Annotated in this window: 22 protein-coding genes and 2 pseudogenes; 8 read left to right on the forward strand and 16 right to left on the reverse strand. The window is 29.5% G+C overall.

Annotated elements, in window-relative coordinates; translation table 11 throughout:
* Positions 1–87 precede the first annotated feature (87 nt).
* From F3K33_RS14350 to F3K33_RS14370, 5 genes are all read right to left on the reverse strand, one after another.
* Positions 88–561: a YbaK/EbsC family protein gene (locus F3K33_RS14350; RefSeq protein ID WP_039768694.1), complete on the reverse strand. Its 474-nt coding sequence runs from the start codon at positions 559–561 to the stop codon at positions 88–90.
* 119 nt (positions 562–680) lie between these two features.
* A complete protein-coding gene (locus F3K33_RS14355) occupies positions 681–1,253 on the reverse strand; it encodes a DNA-3-methyladenine glycosylase I (protein WP_174775795.1) in 573 nt (190 codons plus the stop codon).
* 160 nt (positions 1,254–1,413) lie between these two features.
* Complete coding sequence (locus F3K33_RS14360; protein WP_039768697.1) at positions 1,414–2,781, reverse strand: AAA family ATPase; 1,368 nt, start codon at positions 2,779–2,781, stop codon at positions 1,414–1,416.
* Between the two features lie 162 nt (positions 2,782–2,943).
* A complete protein-coding gene (locus F3K33_RS14365; protein WP_039768699.1) occupies positions 2,944–4,074 on the reverse strand; it encodes a GGDEF domain-containing protein in 1,131 nt (376 codons plus the stop codon).
* A gap of 211 nt (positions 4,075–4,285) precedes the next feature.
* Positions 4,286–5,620, reverse strand: coding sequence for a nuclease-related domain-containing protein (locus tag F3K33_RS14370; RefSeq protein ID WP_039768701.1), 1,335 nt, complete (start codon positions 5,618–5,620; stop codon positions 4,286–4,288).
* Between the two features lie 168 nt (positions 5,621–5,788).
* Between F3K33_RS14370 and F3K33_RS14375 the strand changes: the two genes are divergently transcribed.
* Positions 5,789–6,058, forward strand: a complete 270-nt coding sequence (locus tag F3K33_RS14375; protein ID WP_243141301.1) for a beta-1,3-glucanase family protein — start codon at positions 5,789–5,791, stop codon at positions 6,056–6,058.
* A 179-nt stretch (positions 6,059–6,237) separates the two neighbouring features.
* On the opposite strand, the gene F3K33_RS26650 is transcribed toward F3K33_RS14375, so the two are convergent.
* Positions 6,238–8,070 carry a carbohydrate-binding protein gene (locus tag F3K33_RS26650; RefSeq protein ID WP_039768703.1) on the reverse strand — a complete coding sequence of 611 codons (1,833 nt, stop codon included), beginning with the start codon at positions 8,068–8,070 and terminating at the stop codon, positions 6,238–6,240.
* 135 nt (positions 8,071–8,205) lie between these two features.
* On the opposite strand from F3K33_RS26650, the pseudogene F3K33_RS26785 reads away from it, so the two are divergent.
* Positions 8,206–8,295: pseudogene (locus tag F3K33_RS26785) on the forward strand (IS3 family transposase); the annotation flags it as partial.
* 100 nt (positions 8,296–8,395) lie between these two features.
* On the opposite strand, the gene F3K33_RS26410 reads toward F3K33_RS26785, so the two are convergent.
* The 3 genes from F3K33_RS26410 to sigI all read right to left on the reverse strand — a co-directional run bounded on the left by F3K33_RS26410 (position 8,396) and on the right by sigI (position 10,792).
* Positions 8,396–8,533 (reverse strand): hypothetical protein, encoded by a 138-nt coding sequence (locus F3K33_RS26410; protein ID WP_017210088.1) that lies wholly within the window; start codon positions 8,531–8,533, stop codon positions 8,396–8,398.
* The gene (locus F3K33_RS14390; protein WP_039768705.1) at positions 8,518–9,750 is read right to left on the reverse strand and encodes a family 16 glycosylhydrolase; all 1,233 of its coding nucleotides are present in this window, start codon (positions 9,748–9,750) and stop codon (positions 8,518–8,520) included. The genes F3K33_RS26410 and F3K33_RS14390 overlap by 16 nt, the downstream gene beginning before the upstream one ends.
* 289 nt (positions 9,751–10,039) lie before the next feature.
* The gene (gene sigI / locus F3K33_RS14395) at positions 10,040–10,792 is read right to left on the reverse strand and encodes an RNA polymerase sigma-I factor (protein ID WP_039768707.1); all 753 of its coding nucleotides are present in this window, start codon (positions 10,790–10,792) and stop codon (positions 10,040–10,042) included.
* Between the two features lie 702 nt (positions 10,793–11,494).
* On the opposite strand from sigI, the gene F3K33_RS14400 reads away from it, so the two are divergent.
* Together F3K33_RS14400 and F3K33_RS14405 are read left to right on the forward strand one after the other, a co-directional pair.
* Entirely contained in the window at positions 11,495–12,562 is a 1,068-nt protein-coding gene (locus tag F3K33_RS14400) for a glycosyl hydrolase family 18 protein (protein WP_373866803.1), read from the forward strand.
* 74 nt (positions 12,563–12,636) lie between these two features.
* A complete protein-coding gene (locus F3K33_RS14405; RefSeq protein WP_039768709.1) occupies positions 12,637–12,882 on the forward strand; it encodes a carbohydrate-binding protein in 246 nt (81 codons plus the stop codon).
* 187 nt (positions 12,883–13,069) lie between these two features.
* Here F3K33_RS14405 and F3K33_RS14410 read toward each other — a convergent pair whose 3' ends face one another.
* Positions 13,070–13,627 carry a TetR/AcrR family transcriptional regulator gene (locus tag F3K33_RS14410; RefSeq protein ID WP_039768711.1) on the reverse strand — a complete coding sequence of 186 codons (558 nt, stop codon included), beginning with the start codon at positions 13,625–13,627 and terminating at the stop codon, positions 13,070–13,072.
* 204 nt (positions 13,628–13,831) lie between these two features.
* On the opposite strand from F3K33_RS14410, the gene F3K33_RS14415 reads away from it, so the two are divergent.
* Positions 13,832–14,596 carry an EFR1 family ferrodoxin gene (locus F3K33_RS14415; protein WP_039768714.1) on the forward strand — a complete coding sequence of 255 codons (765 nt, stop codon included), beginning with the start codon at positions 13,832–13,834 and terminating at the stop codon, positions 14,594–14,596.
* Positions 14,597–14,781: 185 nt separating this feature from the next.
* On the opposite strand, the gene F3K33_RS14420 is transcribed toward F3K33_RS14415, so the two are convergent.
* Positions 14,782–15,981: a plasmid pRiA4b ORF-3 family protein gene (locus F3K33_RS14420; protein ID WP_039768716.1), complete on the reverse strand. Its 1,200-nt coding sequence runs from the start codon at positions 15,979–15,981 to the stop codon at positions 14,782–14,784.
* 84 nt (positions 15,982–16,065) lie between these two features.
* Complete coding sequence (locus F3K33_RS14425) at positions 16,066–16,311, reverse strand: hypothetical protein (protein WP_023976093.1); 246 nt, start codon at positions 16,309–16,311, stop codon at positions 16,066–16,068.
* 174 nt (positions 16,312–16,485) lie between these two features.
* On the opposite strand from F3K33_RS14425, the gene F3K33_RS14430 reads away from it, so the two are divergent.
* The 3 genes from F3K33_RS14430 to F3K33_RS14440 all read left to right on the forward strand — a co-directional run bounded on the left by F3K33_RS14430 (position 16,486) and on the right by F3K33_RS14440 (position 19,905).
* Positions 16,486–16,959 carry a MarR family winged helix-turn-helix transcriptional regulator gene (locus F3K33_RS14430; RefSeq protein WP_039768718.1) on the forward strand — a complete coding sequence of 158 codons (474 nt, stop codon included), beginning with the start codon at positions 16,486–16,488 and terminating at the stop codon, positions 16,957–16,959.
* A gap of 22 nt (positions 16,960–16,981) precedes the next feature.
* Positions 16,982–18,976: a methyl-accepting chemotaxis protein gene (locus tag F3K33_RS14435; protein WP_051144766.1), complete on the forward strand. Its 1,995-nt coding sequence runs from the start codon at positions 16,982–16,984 to the stop codon at positions 18,974–18,976.
* A 164-nt stretch (positions 18,977–19,140) separates the two neighbouring features.
* A complete protein-coding gene (locus F3K33_RS14440; RefSeq protein WP_039768719.1) occupies positions 19,141–19,905 on the forward strand; it encodes a DODA-type extradiol aromatic ring-opening family dioxygenase in 765 nt (254 codons plus the stop codon).
* A gap of 234 nt (positions 19,906–20,139) precedes the next feature.
* Here the strand turns inward: F3K33_RS14440 and F3K33_RS14445 are convergent.
* The 4 genes and pseudogenes from F3K33_RS14445 to F3K33_RS14460 form a co-directional block, all read right to left on the reverse strand.
* Positions 20,140–20,436, reverse strand: a pseudogene (locus tag F3K33_RS14445) (CAP domain-containing protein); the annotation flags it as partial.
* A 25-nt stretch (positions 20,437–20,461) separates the two neighbouring features.
* Positions 20,462–22,180, reverse strand: a complete 1,719-nt coding sequence (locus F3K33_RS14450; protein WP_039768721.1) for a methyl-accepting chemotaxis protein — start codon at positions 22,178–22,180, stop codon at positions 20,462–20,464.
* Between the two features lie 553 nt (positions 22,181–22,733).
* Positions 22,734–23,396 carry a CAP domain-containing protein gene (locus F3K33_RS14455; protein WP_039768723.1) on the reverse strand — a complete coding sequence of 221 codons (663 nt, stop codon included), beginning with the start codon at positions 23,394–23,396 and terminating at the stop codon, positions 22,734–22,736.
* A 600-nt stretch (positions 23,397–23,996) separates the two neighbouring features.
* Positions 23,997–24,593 (reverse strand): isochorismatase family protein, encoded by a 597-nt coding sequence (locus F3K33_RS14460; RefSeq protein WP_017212962.1) that lies wholly within the window; start codon positions 24,591–24,593, stop codon positions 23,997–23,999.
* Positions 24,594–24,603: the final 10 nt, after the last annotated feature.

Consider the following 24,603-nt stretch of genomic DNA (forward strand, 5'->3'; position numbering starts at 1 on the left):
AATTATATAACATTTTTATTTAAATTACTTATTTTACCACAAGTTTCATATGTTGATATTAAAATCCCTATATTATAATCAACTTCTTTAATTGTTCCAACCTTTACAAACATCAATCCATTCATCATAACCAGAATACTTTTCTAATTCTTCTATGGTCACCTCTATTGCGCTATTACCGCTTCCACAAGCAGGAAACACAGTTTGAAATCTTTTTAATGATTCATCAAGATAGACTTTTACACCTTCATTTATAGCAAAAGGACAAACTCCGCCAACGGCATGACCAATTAAGTTTTCAGTTTCCTTTAGTGTAAGCATTTTTGCTTTTGCCTTAAAATGTGCTTTGTACTTTGGATTATCAATTTTCGCATCCCCAGCAACTACAATCAAAATAGGATTTTCAGCTACCATAAATGAAAGCGTCTTTGCAATCCTGCATAGATCACAATGTAATGCTTCTGCTGCAAGTGCTACGGTTTCACTTGACACGTCAAACTCTTGCACACGATTATCAATACCATATTTTTTGAAATACTCTTTAACTTTTTCTATTGCCATATGTAAAATCCTCCTCGTTTTCTACTTTAAAATTACACTTTTTACTCCATTTAGTTGCATCGTATTATATAAAAATCATATTATTTAATTTACATGATTCTTATTAATAATATTTTTAACTAAATTAATTTTGTATAGCAAAAGCATTCAGTTGTATGATCGTTAACCATTCCTACTGCTTGCATAAATGAATAACAAATTGTACTTCCAACAAATTTAAAACCATCTTTTTTTAGTTGCTTACTCATTTTATCACTTAATTCATTTGAAGCCGGAACTTCTCCTATGCTTTTCCATGAATTAATGATAGGCTTATTGTCTACAAACTTCCATATATAATTGGAAAACGAGCCACACTCTTCTCTAATTTTCAGAAATGCTTTTGCATTAGTTACAACACTTTCAATTTTTCTTCTATTACGAACAATGCCTTTATCTTGCATTAATTGTTCTAATTTTTCTTCAGTATATTTCACTATCTTTTCAGCCTCAAAATTATCAAAAGCTTCTTTATAGTTTTCTCTTTTTTTAAGAATAGTCCACCAGCTTAAGCCTGCTTGAGCTCCTTCTAAGCACAACATTTCAAATAGTTTCCTATCATCATATACAGGCACTCCCCATTCCTTATCGTGATATTCAATATATAATTCTTCTTTTGTCACCCATTCACATCTTTTAATAATTTGAATCACTTCCTTTTAAGCTAAATCACAAACCTTGCTGTATTTTTCACCGTTTTTTACATAAATCCAATCTTTATAAACACGTAAAAGTGTTAATTAATCTATATTATAAGTATATTTTACCATAAAATAAGAGCTTACATTACATAAACTCTTATCATAGATATCTTTATATTTTTCTGAACTCAAATCTTGGAAATAAAAATATTGGAATTGTATAAGTCTTGTTTGCAATTCCACCTTGCGTTACCCCTTTTAGATAAACTGCAAAATTAATTTTTCCATTAGCTAGTGATTTTGTTATGGTTTTACCTGGATTCTTACCAGCCTTAACTTCTATTCCGTAAACATGCCCATTTTCCCTATCTCTGTAGACAAAATCAAGCTCTCCATCACCATAGATCCCAAACATAGGAACTGTAGATATCTTATCCAAAAGACAGTGGTAAACAAACGTTTCATTTAATAACCCACCGGATTCCGATGCTAATAGGTTTGCTTTTTTCATCACATAATTTGCCATACCAACATCTGACAAGAAATATCTTTGTCTCTTTTTTATATTGGTAAATTCAAAATCTATAAGCTTATCACAGTCTTTAACAAATTTTGACGTGTAAAACCATTGAAGTACTCTATTACAATTTTCCTTCGTGATATTACTTGAATATTGTTTGGTTATTATTTGCTGTAATTCTTCCGTATAACTGCTTTCCTTAATGCCTTTTTTCCCTCTAGCTAGAATTTCAATTATTGCGCTTATGCAGTCTTCAAACACTCTTGTAGTCAATATATCTCCATCAAAATATCTTGAAGATTCTTCACAAAATACTCTTAATAATTTTTCAAACAAATCATTAATATTTTCCTTATGGTTTCTTAAGTATTCGCATACTATCTCTGGATAACCGCCAACTTCTAAGTAATCTTTATATTTATCATAAAATAAATCATAATCCTTTTTATCGCCATCTCCATACAAATCTAATGACTCATAAGATTGTGTTAAATTAAGCGCATTAACAAATTCAGTAAATGATAATGGCTTTATTTCAAGGAAGTCTACATCACCCATTGGAGACCAAAACTCTTTCTGCATAACAACTCTTCCCAAATAACTTCCAGTCATGATAAAATGTGCCTTAAATTCCCTTGCAAATTGCCTTATCATATTATAAATCTTATAAGATTCTTGTATTTCATCTATTATAATTATGCATTCTTCATTGTCTTCAAAATTATTAGAGAATCTCTTAAACATCTCTTTTAATGTATTTGTTTTTTCCCTGTCTAATTTTCCTGATAGACGTTCTTCTTTTATTATATTATAAATTGTAAGTAAGTCCTCTCCTGTTTCTTCCAACAAATTTATATATATTAAATGCTTATAATTTTCTCTCGCAAATTTTTTCACTAAATAAGTTTTTCCTACCTGTCTTGCACCTTCTACTAATAGTACCTTATTATTATGATTATTTTTCCACTCTAATAGCTTCTTATATGCATCTCTTTTAAGATCTATTATTTGTTTTTCCACGTTTCTCACTTCCTTACAATTCAAGCTATAATCTTGTCTAGTTTCTACTAAATTATATCTTAAAATTTATTTTTCAATAATAATTTTACCACTATTTAAATATACCAGCAATAAAGCTTGTAATTTTCTAAATTCTTATCTTTTTTAATTTTACGTGCTAAATTATAACTTCATCTTTCTACTTTTCTTTTGCTCATACATCAATTTATCTGCACATTTCAAAATGTCATGGATATCTTCCTTAGCGTTACTACAGCATGCCACTCCATAACTGAATTTAAGTTCATATGGTTTCTCTTTAGTTTTATTATATGCCTCAATGTTTTTATTTAAATTTTGAATATAATTATCAACTATTTCTTGCCGTTCAACTTCTAATAAAATTAAAAATTCATCTCCGCCTACACGTATCAATTTTTTTCTTCTTAGCGAGAAACTCTCAATTAGTAGATTAGCAAACATTTTAAGTGCTTCATCGCCTTCGTTATGCCCAAATTTATCATTAACACTTTTAAAATCATCTATATCAATATTAATTATAAAAAGCTTATTAATCCTCTTAAAAGATATATTTTCAATATAGCGTTCATAGGATGAATAATTTTCTAATCCCGTCAGCCTATCTCTATGTACCTGATCATTTAATATGAAGATATAAATAATAACTATCATCATTGCAGTTCCATTCCAAATAGTTAGATAACTAGAATATACAATCTGAATACCTGTAAATACTCCTGCTGCAATATAGAATAAATTAAATATACGAAGCTCCCACCAAGAAAACCTTTTACGCTGTTTGTAAATAAAATATAAGTTGTACCCAAAGTAAAAGTAACTTACACAAGGTAATATAAAAAATAAATGTCCACGTTCATAAGTATTTTCACTAGTTACATAAAAAAGCAAGTTTACACTATAGCTTACAAATGCCATTATCCCATTTATGAGTAGCGGTAATAAAAGTATTTTATTTAGTTTGATTTTATCTTTCTGATACCTATTTACCCATTCTTTACTGAATATATATCCTAGAAATGGAATGATAGGAGTCACTGAAAATCCAAGAACATTGACAATCTTTTGCATTACCATAAATTGTTTTAAATTTGGATTATTTAATATAACGCTTAAAATCTCTAGCATTATGGCAAATGCTGTTAATCCCATTATCCACATAAATAATCTATTGGTTATATTTTTTCTATTCATATTAAAATAAGTATGTCCAAATAAAATAAGCAATAAAATAAATAAAACTATATTAACTTGAACCGGTGAAAAAATTGCCATAATATATTAACTCCATTTCTATTAAAATATAGGATATACTTATAATTATTCATAGATCATACTTAATGATTCTTTTATAACTCCAATTTTTAAAAATATCTCGACCTCAAAGTGTATAAAATTACCTTTATCATATTATACCACCACAATAATACTAATACAGATAAGTTTCGATTATTTATTTATATTTTAAAATATAAATAAATAATCATTATATTGATTTCTTTTCATTTTTACTTTCTTCAAGTTCCATCAAGAATGAAGGCTTTATAGTTAAGAATCCTTTTTCATTATTGCATATACCTGCCCAATCTAAAATCGCAAATATTACAAAGCCTGGGCCAAATGCGCTTTGTCCTTCTTTCACTCCATGTACCTTATGTGCAACATAGCCTTCCACTGAATTCATTGGAAGCTTATCATTTCCAAGTCTAGCTCCTTTTGATCTAGCACTTCCTTTTGGCGCTTTCCCCCCATTATTTATTACAACTTCTACGGCTGCATTAAATGCTTCCCATGTTAATTGATCTGGAACAGGTATCTTAGGTGAAACAAGTCCATTTTTATTTAAATCGTAACTTATTTCACAAGAATCACCTCTAAATAATTTAATAGATGCATGTCCACCAGATTCATCTAACTTTTCTCTAATTTTTCTTGTAACAAGATTTCCTATACATACATCATTTCTATTTATATCTAAGGTCACTTTATCTTGCTTTTCTACAATTTCATTTTCATTATTAATTTCTTTTTCCACTAATTTAATTTCTTCTACATTATCTATAATTTCTCTATCACTATTCTTACTTTTAATATCTTCTTTTTCTATTAAACCCAAATTCATTGAATTACATTTCAAATTTTGTTTTTCTTTAATCTGCTTTATATGATTTTCTTTTACATCTTTACTAACACATGTATAAGACTTTAATTCATAATATAGCTCAATAATCTCACCTGCTGCAAATACTTTAGAAGAATTACTTATAAGCTTTTCTATCGTTTTGTTTAAGGTATATCTATTAATAACTTTTACATTCTCTGAGTGAACTTCCATTTTCTTTATAATGCATCTCTCACTAAAAACTATAATTGACTTTACTAACTTTTCGTCTACTTTCAATAATTTTATTAAGTATTTTATATGAGTATTGTTTTGCTTTATTGGATTATAAAACTTTTCCTTCTGTCCATTCTTTAAAGTTTGCATCCAATACTTACTTTTCTCATCTCCAAAGATCCAACCACTATAATTTTTTGATTCTAAAACATAAATTCCTGTCTCATGCAAATATATTAAATCAATCTCTGTTGTTTCTCCATTTTCCTTTGGTAAGTATACATTAGTAAGTATTCTATGCTCCCCTTTTATTTTTTCTAAAATATTGAAGGATAGATACTCTCCATATTTCCCCTTGTCCATCATAACTCCAAAGAAACCATTTCCTGATTCTTTTTTGTAATTGCTTTTATCGTATTTACTCTTCTTTAATGTTAAAACAATAATAATTACTAAAATTATTATAATATATAACTCTATCATATAATTTCTCTCCCTTTACCCTTAATTTAGCAATCAAATAATTAAATTACATATTCTATACATAGTAACTATATTTTAACATAAATAGTTGATGCTTATATAAAGTTTTATCAAAAAATCATTTTGCCCTCAAGCCCTCATATTTACTACAACTCATAACGCTGTTGCTTGTGCTCAGTATCACATTGCCTAGATGAAAAAGCTATCAAAGCACAGGTTTGTGCAGCATTTAACAGACATGTAATGCTTGATCCTGCACACTGGAATAACTCAGCTTATTTCTATCAAGCTGCTCCTGCAAATTGCTTTGCAAAATTCTGGCATGATCATTCTTATGAAAACAAATCATACGGCTTCTGTTATGATGATGTTTTCGACTTCAGCAGCACATTGCATGTAGCTGACCCTAAGTATGCAATAATTAATGTAGGTTGGTAATAAATTAGACCATAAGATTTGTAAAAAGATGCTGTATCAAAATTTGATGCAGCATCTTTTTTATTTTATTAACTACTTTCATCAAATTAAAATACTTTATATTACATGCAAATTCAAAAAAATGAGCCAAGATAATCTTAGCTCATTCTTTTACATAAAACTACAACTCCCTTTATCTATTATTGGATTTGCCATAAAGCTGGTACAGCGCTTGGTTCCCAACCTACTAATGAAGTGTGAGCTTGAATACATTTATAAGTACCGCCATTGTAAGTTACAATATCTCCAACTTTGTATGCATGATTTGCAACCCATGCATTGTTAGATTCAGAATCTGGTACAGTTACTGTAACTTTGTTAGAGTTAACAGAATTTGTACTATCATATAGAACCACTGTATAATCATAGCTTCCCTTAGCCTTATTAGTAATAGCATAAGAAATGCTAACTTCGCCTACACCTGAAGTTAAAGCTCCCGTAGAAGCAACTGTTGTTCCTTCATATATCTTGTAGCTTGTTGCAGTATTATTTTTTGGAACTACAGCCGTTAAAGTATATGCTCCATTATTTACTGAACTAGCAGATAATATTGCTGGTTGTAATGTGTTATCTCCTGCTTTTGGAACTGTTACAGTTATTTGATTTGAAGGAACTGTATTGCTTCCATCACTTAATTCAGCTTTGTAGATGTATGCCCCTGGAGCTTTTGATATGGCATTATAGTTAAGCGTCTTAGCAGGTTGTCCAGCTGTTAAATTTCCTGAAGCTACTACTGTTGTTCCCTCATAAATCTTATAAGAAGTTGCAGTATTATTTTTTGGAACTACTGCTGATATAGAATAGCTTCCATTAATAACTTCTGAAGAGCTTAGTACTGCTGCATTAAGTTTATTTACAGGTGGAGTTAAATTATTAAAATAACCTCTAAAATAATTAGACCAATTAGAGTTTGTATATTGATCCCAATTTATTGACCAAGTCATAAGGCCTCTTAAATTAGGATATTTATTGTTAATCTTATAACTTCCAACTGTCCCACCATTGATTAATCCATCTAAAGCACTTTGTACCTCAGCATTTGAAACATATCCATTTCCAGCAGAATTACAACATGGAACACCAATAACTACTTGATCTTGTCTTAATGCTGGGAAGAAATAATTAGAATCATTATTTACATTAAAACCTGTTAAAAGCATATCTGCTAAAGAAGCATAGAACTCTCCACTTCCCATTGATTGAGCTTTACCATTAATGTCATTTATTGAACCTGAATTATAATATTGCACTTGAAGCCAGTTCAACTCATCTCTAAGTCCATATATTACTGGTAAAAATGCTCCAGCTCTGTTATCGACATATGAATTTAATCCACCATAGTACGTATGTCCTAGTTGTACAAAGAATGTTTCAGGTGCCATAGTTAATACGAATCTACTACCATACTTAGCCTTTAATTGTTTTAAAGCACTAATTGTATTAACTATAACAGGTGTTGTTGGATTTTTAAAATCTTTGTCCCCTGCATTTAAATATAGAGAATGTCCTTCAAAATCTACATCTAATCCATCCAATCCATACTTATCAATAATAGTACTTACAGAATTAACAAAGGTATTAACAGATGTGGAACTTGTTAGTTGAACCTCACCATTTTGTCCTCCAATAGATAACAATACTTTTTTTCCTTTACTTTGAAGATATTGAACATCACTTTTAAACTCAGTCTCTGTTTCATTATATGGGGTGAACCTTATATCCCCCGAAGTAACAGATGTTGGTTCTCCAAATGAAAGGTTAATAACATCAAAGTTTGACGAAACGTCCTTGAGTTTAATGTCTCCTGACCCATTATTAAAATTGTGCCAGTAGCCTACTAGTACATGATTGGGAATACTACTGCTTGTTACCGCAGATGCACTATTTGAATTACCTAATACCATTCCTGTAACCATAAGGCTTGCCATAGCCATGACTGAAACTATCTTTTTAAAAAATTTCTTTTTACTCAATACTTTTCTCTCCCTCACTTTAAGATTTTATTTATTTTGCCAAAAATATCAGTAAACTGGAACCCTTTTATAAAACATTTAATTTCCCTATTAATATTCATATTGCAATTAGAGCATATGAAGGAAGCATAATGATACATAATCTACTATAATACTAGCCATTCACAATTAAATCTAAAAAAGATGACTCCTGTAAAGTACAGAAATCATCTTCTAGAAGCTGCATTGCCCCTTTTTATAGAGATCTATTTTAAGGTTTATGCTTTCTCTTTTATATACATTTAATCTATTAATATTTATCCATTACTATACATAACTTAAAATATTAATCTACAGTATCTTTAAATGTAACAACTTGATTTCTATAACTATCAACCTTAGCCTTTACTTGATTAGTTGTAAGTGCTGTATCCTTTTCATGGAATACCCAGTCTACATATTCTGCATTTATATTAATACCCATAAAGCAGGAACATTTGATGGTTCCCAGCCTACCAATGAAGTATGAGCTTGAATGCATTTGTAATTCTTACCATTATAAGAAACTATATCACCAACTTTATATGCAGTATTAGGAGCCCAGCTTCCAGTCGTAGGATTGCTTGAAGCCTTAGTAGTGGCACTGGTAGAATTACTCCAACTGCTTGTTCCATTAGCATTCTTAGCTCTAACAGCATAAGTATGTGTTGAATTCTCAGTTAAACCACTATTAACATAAGGTGATGTTACATTACTAATAATGTTATTATCAACTTTTAAATCATAGCCTGTTGCACCTGATGATGCGTTCCAAGACACATTAATACTAGATTGATTGCTAGCAGCTGCAGACAATCCACTTGGAACAGCTGGTGCTGTAGGTGCTGGTGTTGGATTATTATCCCCGTGCTGATATACACGAACATAATCTACATACATTTTAGCTGGGAATGGAGTTGATCCATCAGGATTACCTGGCCAATTTCCTCCAATTGCTAGATTAAATAATATAAAGAATGGTTTATGGAATTCTTCAGTACCATTAATATTATTTGCTATGTTAGCTTCTAAATATTGTGTTCCATCTACAAACCATTTTATTGATGAAGCGTCCCATTCAATTGAATATACATGATATTGAGTTACATCGATATTAGGTGAAGCAGCGCCATACTGTGCATGCGTATTGTTACCAGTGCTATCCCAATGTATAGTTCCATGTATTGCACTTTCATTATTTATATGTTCCATAATGTCTATTTCACCACATTTTGGCCAACTAACTTGAGAAATGTTTTCTCCTAACATCCAAAATGCAGGCCATACACCTTGTCCAGCTGGTAACTTCATTCTTGCCTCTACTTTTCCATAAGTCCAGTTTTTTAATCCTTGGCTTTTTAAGCGAGCAGAAGTATAATTCATCCCACTATAATTTTCTTTTCTTGCTTCTATAACAAGATTTCCATTTTCAATTCTTGCATTTTCAGATCGATTGGTATAATATTCAAGTTCATTATTACCCCAACCGTCTCCGCCAGATTCATATTTCCAATTTGATGTATTTATACTTGTTCCATTAAATTCATCACTCCATGCAAGATTCCATCCTGTATCAGCTTTCGCTGTAACTGTTGGAATAAATGATGAAACCATAAGTGAAGAAATAACTAATGACATAATTAGTTGTTTTTTTCTTTTCATAAAGATTCCCCCTATACCTCTATTTATTATTATTAGTAGTAGTAGTTTACTCCCCCCTTATTTACATAAATTTTTATTAAACTTTGTTACCTTTTTGCTGAACTTTTTTCATATCACCTCCTAAATTAATTACTTTTAACGTACACTATATTATACGTAAAAAGATTCTATTTAAGTGGGATAAATTATAAATTAGAACAAATTATACATTTATTGTATAATCGAATGCATGAAAGATCATTATTCTTTCTGAGACACACTTGAATAAAATTGTTATTACTACAATTACCTATGCATTAGATCCATTAAAAAAATCTTCTATATATTCCTTTGAATACGTAAATTCTGTTTTAAATATTAAGCTTACTACAATTATGAATTTCCTATTTCTCTCAATGGTTCTTTTATGTACCTGAACCATTGACACTAATTCCTTTAACGGAATTGATTTATTTCGAATCAATTTTCCATATAAGTAATCATTATCACATAATTCTTTTGCAATTTTTATACACATAATAATAGAGTCCCTGTGTTTGGGAATTTCTTCTCCAATATCATATATGTTTATATTAAACTCACTCAACTTTTTTTGAAAGAATTCCATTTCATCCTGTGTTTCTATATTCTCATATTGATTAAATGAATTACATCTTAAATATTTTTCCTCAAAATTAATTTCATCTTCATTTTCAAAATAAGTAAATGGATATGCTTTTTCTTCTTTTTCACTTTTTCTATAATAATCTATAATTCTACTTCTTATTATCATGTCACAGTAAGCGAAAAAGTTTTTTCCTTTATTTTCATCATAATTATCTAACGCCTCATTAAAAGCTATCATTCCTATACTAAATATATCGCTGTATCTTATATCTTCATATTTTTTTGATACTTTAGACACAGACTTACCTATAAATGGTAAATACTCTTTTATCAATTTATCTTTTAATTTAACGTCACCGTTTCTAATTCTTTCTATGTATCCATATATTGATTCGTTATCTTTAGTATCATCATAAAATAGTTTACTATCTGACAATACTTTTCCCCCCTACATAATAAATACCTCTTTATACAAACTACCATAACTACAAAATATACCATTCTCATATACTTAACTTTGCTCTAATATATAGATTTTATAAATAATAAACCATAATTTATTACACTCCTCTCCTATTAAGTATTTATATTTTACAATATAAGTAATTATATTACATTTTATTACATTTGTATATATTGTTGTGGTTAAATTTAAATGTTTTACTAAAAAAAGTTAATTTTGTCCCACACAAAAATTACACTTTTCTCGTATTGAATATAGTACAATCATATATTCTATAAATTTCCTACAGTTTTATTTTTTTACAAAGTAATAGGCAATAAATATAGGCGTGAAATATTTTATTGTTTATTACGCAAGAGAAAATTCTCTATTACTGTTTTAGGGAGGTGAACAATTTATTATTAAAGTTGCTTTCCAAAAATTCCAATGATTATATGAGAGTGGTTGATGTGTTTTGAAACACGTAACATTAAAAAAATTTCTTGCTTTTTTTGTAGTCTTTCTACTTACATTCACGCAAATAACACTAATGCCTAAAGCAGCAGAAAAATCTGATAAAAAAATGTTGTCGTTTATTTTCCTAATTGGGGTACCTACAATGCAGCTCACAGCAGTATATCTGTTGATCAATTGCCTTGGGACAAGGTCACTGTAATCAACCATGCATTCTTTGAAGTGGATTCAAGCTTTAAACTCGCCACTACTGATTCTTATGCAGATTTTGATAAATCTTTCCCACATTCTGAAGGTTGGGATGCAGATAAACTTAGAGGACACATGGGCGAATATAAGTATTACAAATCTCAATACCCAAATGTAAAGGTGCTTACAATAGCAGCACCATCTGGATATGATAAAGCACAATATACTGAACCTAACGTTTACGCTCAATACTTAGATTTTATAAACGTTATGACTTATGATATGCATGGGGCTTGGGAAACAACTACTAATCATCATCATGCTGCAATATATCCAAATCCTAATGATCCATCTGGAACTTCTCCAGTAGATATAAAAAATAAATATAATACTGATTCAGCAATGAAATTGTACAGGGACACTTATAATATACCTGCAAGCAAACTAAATGTTGGAACTCCATTCTATTCAAGAGGATGGAAAAATGTTGTGAACAATGGTGGAAGCCTACCTGGATTATTTGCTTCTGCAAATGGTGCACCAGTAGGTACGTGGGATAATGCACAATCTCCAGGTGGACAAAACCCTTATTTCAAAATGAAGGAATTGGAAAAAACATCAGGTTACGTAAAATATAGAGATCCATATGCTAAAGTTCCTTATCTATATAATGCATCACAAGGAATTATGTACACATATGAAGATGAAGAATCTCTTACAGAAAGATGTAATTATGTATTAAATAACGGTTATGGCGGAATGATTGCTTGGGAAATTTCAGGTGATGACCCAAATGGATTTCCTTTAACATCTTTAATGGCAAACAAACTTGCTGGTGGAAGTAATCCAACTACTCCATCAAACCCAACTAACCCAAGTAATCCAACTAACCCAACTAACCCAACGGATCCAGCAACCCCAAGTAATCCTGGTACTTCTTATCCTGCATGGGATAGTGGTAAAGCTTATGTAGCTGAAAGTATTGTTTCTTATAACAACAATAATTACAAAGCAAAATGGTGGACTCAAGGTGATAAACCTGGTGCTTCTGATGTTTGGGAATTAATTGGAGCGGCTACACCAAGTAATCCAAAATACTAATTAAATAATAACATTTAAGTGGGAACGTATAATTTATATACATTTCAAAAATATATAGAAGGAGTTGATGTATTATGAAATACATGAAATTAAAAAAGTTATTTGCTTTCGCTTTAGTATTATCGTTTGCATTACCACAAATGTCAGTATTAGCCAAGTCATCAACAACAAAGGCTTCCACAGTGATTGTCTCTGCATCTGTAACTTATGCTAATTGGGATGTCAATAAAGCCTATGTAAGTGGAGATACTGTTAATTATGAAGGTAAAAATTATAAAGCTAAATGGTGGACAATTTGCAAATGTTACAATACCAAGTAGTGTAATAAAAATAAGTAATGCTATCTTTCTTAATTTCTTAAATTTAACAAAAAGGGCAAAGCAGAAAATTTAATTCCTACACTGCCCTATATATTCCATTTAAATTATTATTTTTTTAAATGAGCTCCATTTGTATCAATAACTTATTTATGCTAATAAAAGCTCTTTTTCTTTTTAACTGAGATAATCATATGTATCCCTCTATTTGTTCTCGTTTTAGTAGTTGCCACAAATGCTCCGCCATATACGCTGCTGGATAAGGCATTGAATTTACAATCCACCATTCCATTACACCAACAGCAGCTGAAGCAACATATTGAGCCATTATATCCTTGCTTATATTTTCATTGCTTCCAGTCATGTCAAGATGTTCTTCCATACTTTTAAGAGCCATTGTTAAAATACGTTCCCTAAAAGCAGGCATAGCTTTGTTAGTGAGCATATTTGAATAGAAAATGGCATGCTTTTCTAGATATTGAAACGTCTGAAGTAGCGACGCTTTGGAGTCAAAATTGCTACTCTCTCCATCTGAAATACAACTGTCACATAATTGATTTAAATGAGTATCTATACATTTATTCATCAAATCAAATTTGTCTTCATAATGCAGATATACAGTGCCACGGTTTACATTTGCCTCTTCTGCAATTTCGTTAATGGTTATCTTTTCAAAATCTTTTTCCGACATGAGTTTGATAAAAGCACCCATAATAGCCTGTTTTGATTTTTCAATACGTCTATCCATAAAAATATCTCCTTTATGTACCTAATCTACTTCCTGTAAACTGATTTATCTTATAATAATCAACATTCATATGTGTTTTGTTCATTAATAAACAAATTCCATTGTTTTAACTATTGAATTGAATTAACTTAATTGATAAATTTATTATATTGAACAAGTGTTGAAAAATCAATATTAGTTGAAATAATGAAAGGCGGAATTAACTTGAAAATATTTTATTTTACTGCTACAGGAAATAGTTTATATGTTGCAAAAAAGATTGGTGGAGAATTGTATTCAATACCTCAAATGATAAAGGAAGGTAAATATGAATTTGAGGATGATGCCATAGGATTTGTATTTCCTTGTCATGGATTCGGAATGGCGAAAATAGTTAGTAACTTTATAAAAAAGTCAAAATTTAAAGCTGATTACTTCTTTTCAATTATGACATATGGTGGTAATGCATTCTCTGGGTTAAGGCATATGGAGCTTGTGGCCAAGGAATCTGGAATCAAGTTCAACTATACAAATGAAATACTGATGGTTGATAATTTTCTTTCAGCCTTTAAGATGGAGGATGAGATAATAAATAAGAATCCAGAAGTTATTGATGAAAAACTGAGTGAAATAATAGCTGATATTACAAATAGACGAAATTCTCTTGTGAAAAAAGGAATCGTATCAAATACTCTATCTAAATATGGCCGTGGCTTTGCAGATAAAATCAGCAATAATTTTGCAGCTAAGAGATTTATTGTTACGGATAATTGTACTAGCTGTAAGGTATGCGAAAAGGTTTGCCCTGCAAATAATATTAAAGTCAATAACAAGCCTGAGTTTTCCCATAAATGCGAAGTATGTCTAGCATGTATACATCATTGCCCTAAAAATGCAATTCATTTGAAATCTGAGAAAAGCAAAGCTAGATTCATAAATCAAAATGTACAGCTTAAAGAAATAATTGCTTCTAATAATCAGGCTAATTAAGAAAGCTGAAAATATAGTTAAGGCTGGTCAGAGGCTCATATGATGCCTTAGGAAATCTATTAAGGCTAGCCTTAGTTTAAAATGAAAAGACGTTGATGCCTAACATTGGGGTGCTTTTTAATTATCCGTGCACCCCTAATATTGAAAAACTATTATTAGAATAATAGTATCTATTTACAATTATGTTATTCGTAAAGTCCCCAGCCTCCACTGTACTGATGAGGTGACTTTCCTTTTGATTCCATTATCATAGGTTTTAAAGGAATTGGTCCTTCTTCATTTATTTCGGTAAGCTCCACATTAAATTCCCATTCATCTCCAAAATCAAATAAGTATAGAAGTCTTTCTCCTTTATAAAGATTCAAACTTGCTATAGTCGTAGTTTCTGCTACAGGTCCTTCATACTCTGCATACTTACAGTATATTCCTTTTCTTCTGTTGCCTCCTATAAAAAATGCATATAAGTGATCATTATCAAATTTAAAGGCTTCTTGAATAACATTATGTAAATCCCCAAAAGTATGCTTATATGCTAAATTTATTTTTCTCCATACAGTCTTTGATAAACTTACTTTAAAAGTATACGTTCCACCTTTATTTATCTTACTTTCTTCTACTGTATTTTTAACAGTGTTCCCTTTAAATATGGTTTTAAAAACGTCAAATGCTTTTTCGTTTTTGTTAGTTGTAACTTTTAAATTATAATACTCTAGTAATACTGGAACATCTTCTTTATTCCAATACTGAATAGCCCTTGTTAGAAGTAATATACTTGTTTTAATCCCAAATTCATTTGGAGAAAAACTTTTTATCGTATCTTCATACTTTGTTTTTGCGCCATTAATTAATTCTAGTTCACCAAAACTAAAGAATTTTAAATGATGAAAAAATGCAGCCCCAGTTGAATACATTACATTTGAAATATCCTTTTCATCTTTTAAAATTATATCTCCTTGTTTAGCACTAGCTATCTCAGCTAAAATATTGTAAAAAGCTGCTATATTATGGGTTCTATCAAATTTTGTTTCAAAATCATATTGGGTCCAATAAGTTTGGAGTAAGAAAATATATTTTTCATCTTCATTTAAATTTTGAAAGCTTTCTAATTTATCTGTTTTAAAGAGTCTTACTTTTCCCTTTTCATCGTTAGCCTTTATATAAAGCTTACTTGCAAGAACTAGTGAAAACATCAAGTCTATTGCATAATATTTATCTTGATTATAACTAGGATTTATTACATCTTTTTTATTTTCAAGGATCATGTTTAGATTATAGCAATCCTTTCTGCCTAATACTTCCTGAGTCGCTGAGAGTATAGGCTTTTCATTTTCTATAAATTCTATAAATTTTTCAAAATCGTTTATTGCACTGTTAATATTACTCATTTTTATTAATCCATCCTCAGTTTTTATATTTTTTTGTGATTGAATTTTATTTATCAGGTTAAATTTGATCATGACTATATATAATTATTTTCTTCTTTTAAATCCATATTCCTTTTTTAATATTTCAATCATTTCAAATACAACATAACAAACGCTTGTCGATTCAATTATATTAATTAAACTAATAATACTCTCAGGTCTATCAGTAAATCGATACCTCTTGCAGCTTTCTGGTTTACATGCTTTAATTTCACAGCTTCCATCTTTTCTAAAAAAAGAACATAGTATTTGCTTAATTTCATATTTCCCAAAATCTTCTTCAATATACATATTCATAAACTCTTTTTATGAAATCTCAAGAAAATCTGCAACTTTTTAGAATAAATCTTTTCCACTTTGTCTTTGTCAATAATTTCTATATAAAACTTATAAAGTAGTTGTCAAATGATAACTATATTGTTATAATATATCTTAATTAATAATAATTATCAAAGGAGTTTTCATATGACTAAAAAAGATAATAGAGAATTAATTTTAAATATGGTTAACTTTTATAGTTTATTTAATGTTGAGTTTATAGATCTAATTCCAGACCTAACTAATACAGAAATAACTCCCCTTCTTTCAAAAATACTGAATTTTATTCATTTTGAAGGTACTACTACAGCATCAAGAATAAGTAAAAAATTAAACATATCTGTACCAAATACAAGCAGAAGTATTAATGCTTTATATAATCTTGGTTACTTGATAAAAAAACAAGATGAAAAAGATAAAAGAATTGTTTATTTATCACTATCAAATAAATCATTAAATCTTATTTCATCTGTTGCTGCAGCTGGAGAGGATATTTTTTTAGAACGATTTAATGTTCTTTCTAATGAAGAAATATCTGAGTTATCTCAATCACTATTAAAAGCTCAGAACTTGATTATAAAAATGCGAGATCTATATGAAGATAAGAAAACTATGAAATAAATATTAAGGAGATGGTTTAATTATGTTTATAAAAACTATAAAATCAAAATTAATTATTCTGATAAGTATATTACTCTTAGTTGTAAGCACTGGATTTGGAATTATTTCTTATATTAATGCATCTAACGCTTTAATATCAAATATTACAAAGACATTACCTGAAATAGCTATCCAGGCTTCTAATACTGTTCAGGCTAATTTAGATAATCAATTAAATTCACTGGAAGTTACTGCTAAGACTGCTTCATTAAACAATGATACTCCAGATAAATTAATGACTATTTTAAAAGCTGAAGCAAAAAGAAATGGTAGTATTAAAATGGGATACGCTGATATGAATGGAAACATTATATATACTACTGGTGAACAAACTAATATAAAAGATACTACTTATTTTAAAAAATCAATGTCTGGAGAAAATTTTATTAATGATCCTGAAGTTAATGAAGACAAAACTGCAATGACAATGATATATTCAGTACCAATAAAAAATGATGACTCAATTATAGGCGTATTAGTATCAGTTAGAGATGGAATGGAACTTAGTGAGATGATTAAGAAGATCTCTTTTGGTAAAACTGGAAGTGCCTACATGATTAACAGTCAAAGCAATAGCATTGCTTATAAGGATTCAAGCATGCCATTAAATCAATATAATTCTATAAAAGAAGCAGAAAAAGATCCTAGCCTAAAAGGTATCGCTGATATGCAAAAGAGAATGATAGCTGGTGAAACTGGTTTAAGTTTATATACTTTTGGTGGAAAAGAATCTTATGGAGGTTTTGCTCCAATCGAAAAAGAAAAATGGTCGGTAGTTGTTATTTTAGAGAAATCTGAACTTCTATCAGAACTTAACTCTCTAAAATTCTCAATAACCCTTACATCTATATTGTTTTTGGTTATTGGAATTCTTGTAATTTATATTATTTCAAATAGGCTATCTAAAAGAATCCGATATGCTTCTAATTCCTTAAATATATTGGCTACTGGAAATTTTACTAATAAGATAAGTGAAAAATATTTATACGTTAAAGATGAAATTGGTGATATCGCTAACTCCATGAATACCATGCAAAACTCAATTGGAGATATGATTAAAATGTCTAAGGACAGTTCTCTAATAATAGATGAAAACTCAAGTGATTTATCAACTATATCTCAAAACATGGTCTCATCTTCTAATAATGTGGCAAATTCAATGCAAGAGGTAGCAAGTGGAATTAATTCTCAAGCGAATAATCTAATGGAAATCACTACAACTTTAAATATCTTCAGCAGCAAACTTGAAGATATAGTAATTAACACTAAAGATATAGATAAAAATACAATAATAATGAATGAACTTGCAAATAATAGCAGCTCAAGCATGAAGCTATTAATGGATACAGTAAGCAGTATAAGTTTATCCTTTAAAAATTTATCTAATAAAATCATTACTTTTAGCAGCAATATAAAAGAAATAAATAACATAGTACAAATTATTAATTCAATAGCAGATCAAACTAACTTGTTAGCATTAAATGCATCTATAGAGGCTGCAAATGCTGGTGAAGCCGGCAAGGGTTTTGGAGTGGTAGCAAATGAAGTAAAGGTCTTGGCAGAACAAACAAAGTCTTCATCTCAAAATATTAGTAAATTAGTATCTGATATCTCTAATGATACTAATGTAATAAAAGATGATACAAATAGCATGACCACAGATCTTAACAATCAAGTTAGTATTATAAATGAAACTATAAACTCATTTGAAAATATAATTGATGTTATTAAAACTGTAATTCCAAAAGTACAAACTGTAAATGTGGCAACTATAGAAATAAATAAAGAAAAGGACGATATTCTTGATAAGATTGAAAGTACATCTGCTATAGCCGAAGAAATATCAGCTTCATCTGAAGAAATATCTGCTTCTACTGACGAAATGTACAAGCTATCTAATGAAGTTGCAAAAGCTTCTGCTACCTTAAATAATATGACAAAGAAATTAATCGCTGAGCAAAATAAATTTATAGTTTAGTTACATTAATTCTTAATGTAAGGTAATCCTTAAAACTTATATGTTCTAAGGATAATGCTAAATGGCCAATTACTGCTGATTTCTTTTGGAAATCATTAAGTTTTAAATAATTATTTATGCACTATATATTTAATTTAACAAAAATATTTGGAGGTGTTTATTATATGATTAAACCTTTATTTTTAGCTCATGGTTCACCTATGATGGCAATTGAGCAAAGCGTGTATACTAAATTTTTAAATGACCTTGGAGGATCTATTAATCCTAAAGCTATAGTTGTGTTCACAGCCCATTGGACAACTGAAACACTTACTATTTCTGCTTCTGATGATATATATGATACTGTATATGATTTTTATGGATTTCCAGAAGAACTCTATAAAATTAAATACCCTGCACGAGGTTCTAGCACTATTGCAACAAAAATTAGAAATAAATTAATAAATTCAGGTATTGATGTAAAAACAGATCTAACAAGAGGCTTGGATCACGGTGCATGGACTCTTTTAAAGCATCTTTATCCAAAAGCTAATATACCAGTTATTCAAGTTTCTATAAATTATACTCTACCTATTGATAAGCAAATTAAAATAGGTAATGCCCTCAAAGAGCTTGGTTCTGAAGATATTTTAATTCTTGGAAGTGGAAATACAGTTCATAATCTAAGATTAGTTAATTTTGATAGTAATACAATTGATTCTTGGTCTAAAGAATTTGATGATTGGTTAATTGACAAGATAGGAAACAAGGACATGAATGCCCTTAATAACTATAAAAAATATGCTCCTCATGCTAACTTAGCAGTTCCAACTGCAGATCATCTTGTCCCACTATTTATAGCTTTAGGCAGCAGTTCAGAATTAACCCCTAGAGTTATATTTAGAGATTACCAATTAGGAAACTTAAGCTATCTTTGCTATGAATTTTAGACAGATTTGCCTTGAACCTCAGCATTTTCATTTTAGATTTTAGTTCTTTTGATAAGAGGATTTATGATTTCATTTGTCATAATTCCTCTTATCTGTTTTGTTTGATGCTTTCTCTCTTAATTGTAAATATAAATAAGCGCAAATGTATAACCACTTATTTATAGTCTACACTTACACTTATACAGTAAAAAATAAGAGCCTATTTACATAAGCTCTTATTTTTATTATTAATAATTAGTTTGAGAATTCTTGAGTTCCCATATATTTGTTATTTCCGTAGATTACACCTATACCAACCTTAGTATAATTTTCATCCATCATATTTGCTCTATGGCCTGGCGAGTTCCACCATTGATTAAATAATTCAACCGGGTCAGAAGTGTTATATGCGATATTCTCTTCTGCTGTAGTATGATTATAGCCTATTGTGTGTAACCAGTTTGTCCACTTTGTTTCGTCTGGATTTGTGTGATTAAAGAAGTTATTTTGGATCATCTTGTCACTCTTATATCGCACAACTTTCACTAATGAATAGCGTTTTCCTTATATTTGTATTTTATTTTAATTTAAATTGCTCTATAATTTCTTCTAACTTTAAAGCACTTTCTGCATTATTGTTAGATGCAGCTAATATAGATTCATTTTTGCTGCTTACATCAATAACATTTGAAACAATATTAGCAGATGATTTAGCTACTTCTGATACTGAAATTGCAACATCTTCCATGCTTTTTGAAATTTGATCTACAGACTCAGAAACACTTTCAGAAACTTCTGCAAAATTACCTATAATTTCTTTAACAGTATCTCCATCCTTTTTATACTCAGCACTTATAGTAATTAGTTTATCATAATCTTTAAGAACCTCCTTTTCTATAAATACTAAGATATCTTGTGATGAACCTGAAAGTTTTCCAACTGAAGCTAATACAGCATTTATTTTATTCTGAATTTCAGAAACTGTTAGTGATGACTGCTCTGCAAGTTTCCTAACCTCATCTGCTACAACAGCAAATCCTTTACCGGCTTCCCCTGCTCTAGCGGACTCTATTGCTGCATTTAGCGCAAGTAAGTTAGTTTGGTTTGCTATTGCATCTATACTTTTTGCCATTTCTGATATCTCGTTTACAACTTCAACTTCCTTCAATGCTTTTTCTAATCCAATTTTTGTTTCCCTATATATTCTCTCTGCATTTTCCCTTGATTTAATAGAATCATTATTGATTGAAACCGCTTTTTCTTGTATATTCAATGCAACATTTAATCCATCTTGTGCTTTTTTAGCTGTTACGTTGACTTCCTCTTTCACTGTAGCAGCCATAGATGTAACTTCTTCAACAGCTGCTGATGATTCTTCCATTCCTGCTGATATTTCTTCTGTCGCTGCTGATATTTCATCTACTTTAGAACTTACCTCTGAAAACATTTTATTTGTTAATTCGCTGCTCTCAAGGATACTTTTACTTTTATCTTTAATAAACAACATACTTTCGTTCAGTTTTTCAACTGCACCATTTAATGCAGTTACAGTATTTCCTATTTCATCGTTAGCAACTACTTTCATTTGTATATCAAAGTTACCATCTGCCAATTTTCCTGCACCATTCATAACTTCTTTTACTTGATTTATGACACTTTTTCTAATTAACTGCATAAATAAAATTCCCATAATAATACTTACTACTAATAGTATAACCATTTGTTGTTTAGAACTATCTGTTATCTCTTTAGAAAGTTGTCCTTGTGATTTCATTAAATTATTTTGAGCAGCTATCATATTTTCTATACTTAAAAGTAATTCATCTTGTGGTTTCTCTATATTAGTAATCATATTTTGAAGTTCTTCGGTTGATACTCCAGTTCTCATCCCTAAATTAACAGCTTCATCAAATGCTGAAAATGCTAATTCAGAATTTTTCTTTATTTCTTTATATATTTCTTTTCCTTTTTCAGTATAAACTAAGCTACCAAGTTTATCTTCGTTTTCATAATAAATAATTTTATTCTTATCTAGTATTTTTTTTTGCTCATTCATATAATTCATATCATTGCTAATTGATATATTTCTTATGCTAATTGCAATTTTGTTAAGGCTTCCTCTCATATTATATGCAGCTGATACTTTCTCATTTTCTACGTCAATTAATTGATTAATAGTTCCATTAATTTGACTTAATCTAAGTATAGCTAGTGAGGATACTCCCATAATTAGAATAATCATTAATGAAAATGCTATAATTAGTTTGTTTGATAACTTAATTTTACTAAATCTCATCACTATCCCTCCCAATATTTTTCTCAATACATTAATTATACTTTAATTTAAATTATAATGTCTATTATATTTATTCTATTTTTTACTTTTTTCACATAACATTGACACTTTATCATATTATTTTCAAAGATTTTTGTTACATAATTAATTAGCATTGTATATCTCAATATCTTATCTCCAATATTTCACTTATATTTTAATAATCCTCTAATCCTATACTTTTAGAATTAATAGGTATATTTATTTATAAAGTTACAAAGCAATTTTATATTATTAAAATACTGATTACGCCTAATAATTGATTTAATCCAAAGATATGAATATGATATTTTTAGTATATATGTTGCAATTCACAATGCACATTTCACAATTACGGCTGAAATTCTTTCAATATTTTTAGAATTGTGATGAAGAATTAATTTTGCAACGTATATATAAATAATTAATAAAAATAAGCGCAAATATATAACTATTTATTTATAGCCTACACCTACACTTATACAGTAAAAAATAAGAGCCTATTTACATAAGCTCTTATTTTTATTGCTAATCTTTAGTTTGAGAATTCTTGAGTTCCCATGTATTTGTTATTTCCGTAGATTACACCTATACCAACCTTAGTATATTTTTCATTCATCATATTTGCTCTATGACCTGGTGAGTTCCACCATTGATTAAATAATTCAACTGGGTCAGAAGTGTTATATGCAATATTCTCTCCTGCTGTAGTATAAGTATAGCCTATTGTGTGTAACCAGTTTGTCCACTTTGTTCCGTCTGGATTTGTGTGATCAAAGAAATTATTTTGAATCATGTCGTCACTCTTATATCGTGCAACTTGCACTAATGTATTATCTATAGTTAATGGCTGAAGACCCGCTTCTTTTCTTTTTTCATTCATTAATTGAAGAATTTTATCCTCAGCAGAATTTTGCATGCTGATTGAATAATTTGTCGGCAGATTAGGTAACCCCTGTACATTTACTGATGTTGCATTTGTGCTACTTTTTGAAACTGTATCTGTATTACCAACGTTATTTACATTAGAAGTATTCATATATAAATTTGTATTTAAAAGATTATTTATATTAACATTATTATAATCGTTAATATTTGAATTAATTGTAGCTGCAGATACTCCTAATGATGAGAAACTCCCTATTGTTGTAGCTGCAATAACTGTAGTTACTATTCTTCTTAAACCATTCTTTCTCATTAGTTTTTCTCCTTCTATATGTTTTATTTGTCCTTATGATTTTTATTTAAACAAAAAATATTTTTTAAGTTTTTGTTGCTTTCGAGTAAGGACATGTCTCTATCTTATCATCTTTTCGACAATATTCAACATGAATTCTTCTCAATTTATTGATTTAAATGATATTGTCTTGAACTTGCTTTACTATGTTCTTGTATACGTCTTTATGCACCATAAGGCATATGAAAATAAATAAAAAGTCCAAAGTTGCTATGATTATTTTTCATCAGGCAAGGACGACAATTGCCCTCATAGCGAGCATATTAGAGCAAGTTGCAGATAAGCAGTGAACCAAAAGTTAGAATCAAAATTCTATATTTCGTTCTTAGAACTTTCACACAATGCAATCTATGATTTTGTGTGAATTCGATTATTCAGCTAGCGAATGCGAGTCGAGCTTCCTCTGATGGCAAGCAGACTTGTTATTTTTTGAATGTGCCTAATATCATTTAACATCTTAAAGTGCCAAGGATAATCCCCTATATTTTTTTAATAATATAAAAGAAGAAGATATGATGAACTATATGTTCTATATCTTCTTCTAAATTTATCTTCTAATATCTATTTTAATAAAGAAACCACTTGTTCACTTGTTCTAATTTTGCCTATTCTAGGGAATATATATTTACAAACATATTCATGTTCTTCTTTACTTATTGCTGTCATTGCGTCTTCTACGAAAATTTGATTATAGCCATGTTGGAAAGCTTCTCTTGCTGTAGTATCAACTCCAATGTTAGTTGAAATTCCTCCTAACACAATTGTATCAATTCCTCTACGTCTTAACTGTAAATCTAAATCTGTACCATAAAATGCTCCCCATTGCCTTTTTGTAACAATATGAGCATTCTTAGCTCCTGCTATTTCAGGTATAAGCTCATCCCAGCCTTCTGGATATTTCATTCCACTAGAGGCCAAATCTGTTTTTGGCTTAACCATATCTTTTCCATCTATAGTTGAAACTCTTACTAAAACTATAAATGCCCCTTTCTCACTAAATTCCTTAACTAGTTTACTAGCGTTTTTAATTACCTGATCAACTGGATTAGGTGAACCTGAAATTCCTCCAGCTGCAATTCCTTTTTGTAAATCTATAAGCACAAGAGCGCTAGTTTTAGCATTAATAAGTTCCTTTTCGTTTAATTTTAAATCTTCCATCTTTATTTTC

The organism is Clostridium beijerinckii, assembly GCF_008705175.1.
Taxonomy (GTDB): Bacteria; Bacillota; Clostridia; order Clostridiales; family Clostridiaceae; genus Clostridium; species Clostridium beijerinckii.

Coding starts and splice junctions, on each gene's coding strand:
- F3K33_RS14365 (WP_039768699.1), bottom strand. CDS start 4,074: ATGGCAATTTTTTCACCGGTTCAAGTTAATATAGTTTTATTTATTTTA.
- F3K33_RS14440 (WP_039768719.1), top strand. CDS start 19,141: ATGATTAAACCTTTATTTTTAGCTCATGGTTCACCTATGATGGCAATT.
- F3K33_RS14390 (WP_039768705.1), bottom strand. CDS start 9,750: ATGAAAAGAAAAAAACAACTAATTATGTCATTAGTTATTTCTTCACTT.
- F3K33_RS14455 (WP_039768723.1), bottom strand. CDS start 23,396: ATGAGAAAGAATGGTTTAAGAAGAATAGTAACTACAGTTATTGCAGCT.
- F3K33_RS14420 (WP_039768716.1), bottom strand. CDS start 15,981: ATGAGTAATATTAACAGTGCAATAAACGATTTTGAAAAATTTATAGAA.
- F3K33_RS14405 (WP_039768709.1), top strand. CDS start 12,637: ATGAAATACATGAAATTAAAAAAGTTATTTGCTTTCGCTTTAGTATTA.
- F3K33_RS14410 (WP_039768711.1), bottom strand. CDS start 13,627: ATGGATAGACGTATTGAAAAATCAAAACAGGCTATTATGGGTGCTTTT.
- F3K33_RS14350 (WP_039768694.1), bottom strand. CDS start 561: ATGGCAATAGAAAAAGTTAAAGAGTATTTCAAAAAATATGGTATTGAT.
- F3K33_RS14435 (WP_051144766.1), top strand. CDS start 16,982: ATGTTTATAAAAACTATAAAATCAAAATTAATTATTCTGATAAGTATA.
- F3K33_RS14430 (WP_039768718.1), top strand. CDS start 16,486: ATGACTAAAAAAGATAATAGAGAATTAATTTTAAATATGGTTAACTTT.
- F3K33_RS14460 (WP_017212962.1), bottom strand. CDS start 24,593: ATGGAAGATTTAAAATTAAACGAAAAGGAACTTATTAATGCTAAAACT.
- F3K33_RS14450 (WP_039768721.1), bottom strand. CDS start 22,180: ATGAGATTTAGTAAAATTAAGTTATCAAACAAACTAATTATAGCATTT.
- F3K33_RS26410 (WP_017210088.1), bottom strand. CDS start 8,533: ATGGGTATTAATATAAATGCAGAATATGTAGACTGGGTATTCCATGAA.
- F3K33_RS14370 (WP_039768701.1), bottom strand. CDS start 5,620: ATGATAGAGTTATATATTATAATAATTTTAGTAATTATTATTGTTTTA.
- F3K33_RS14425 (WP_023976093.1), bottom strand. CDS start 16,311: ATGTATATTGAAGAAGATTTTGGGAAATATGAAATTAAGCAAATACTA.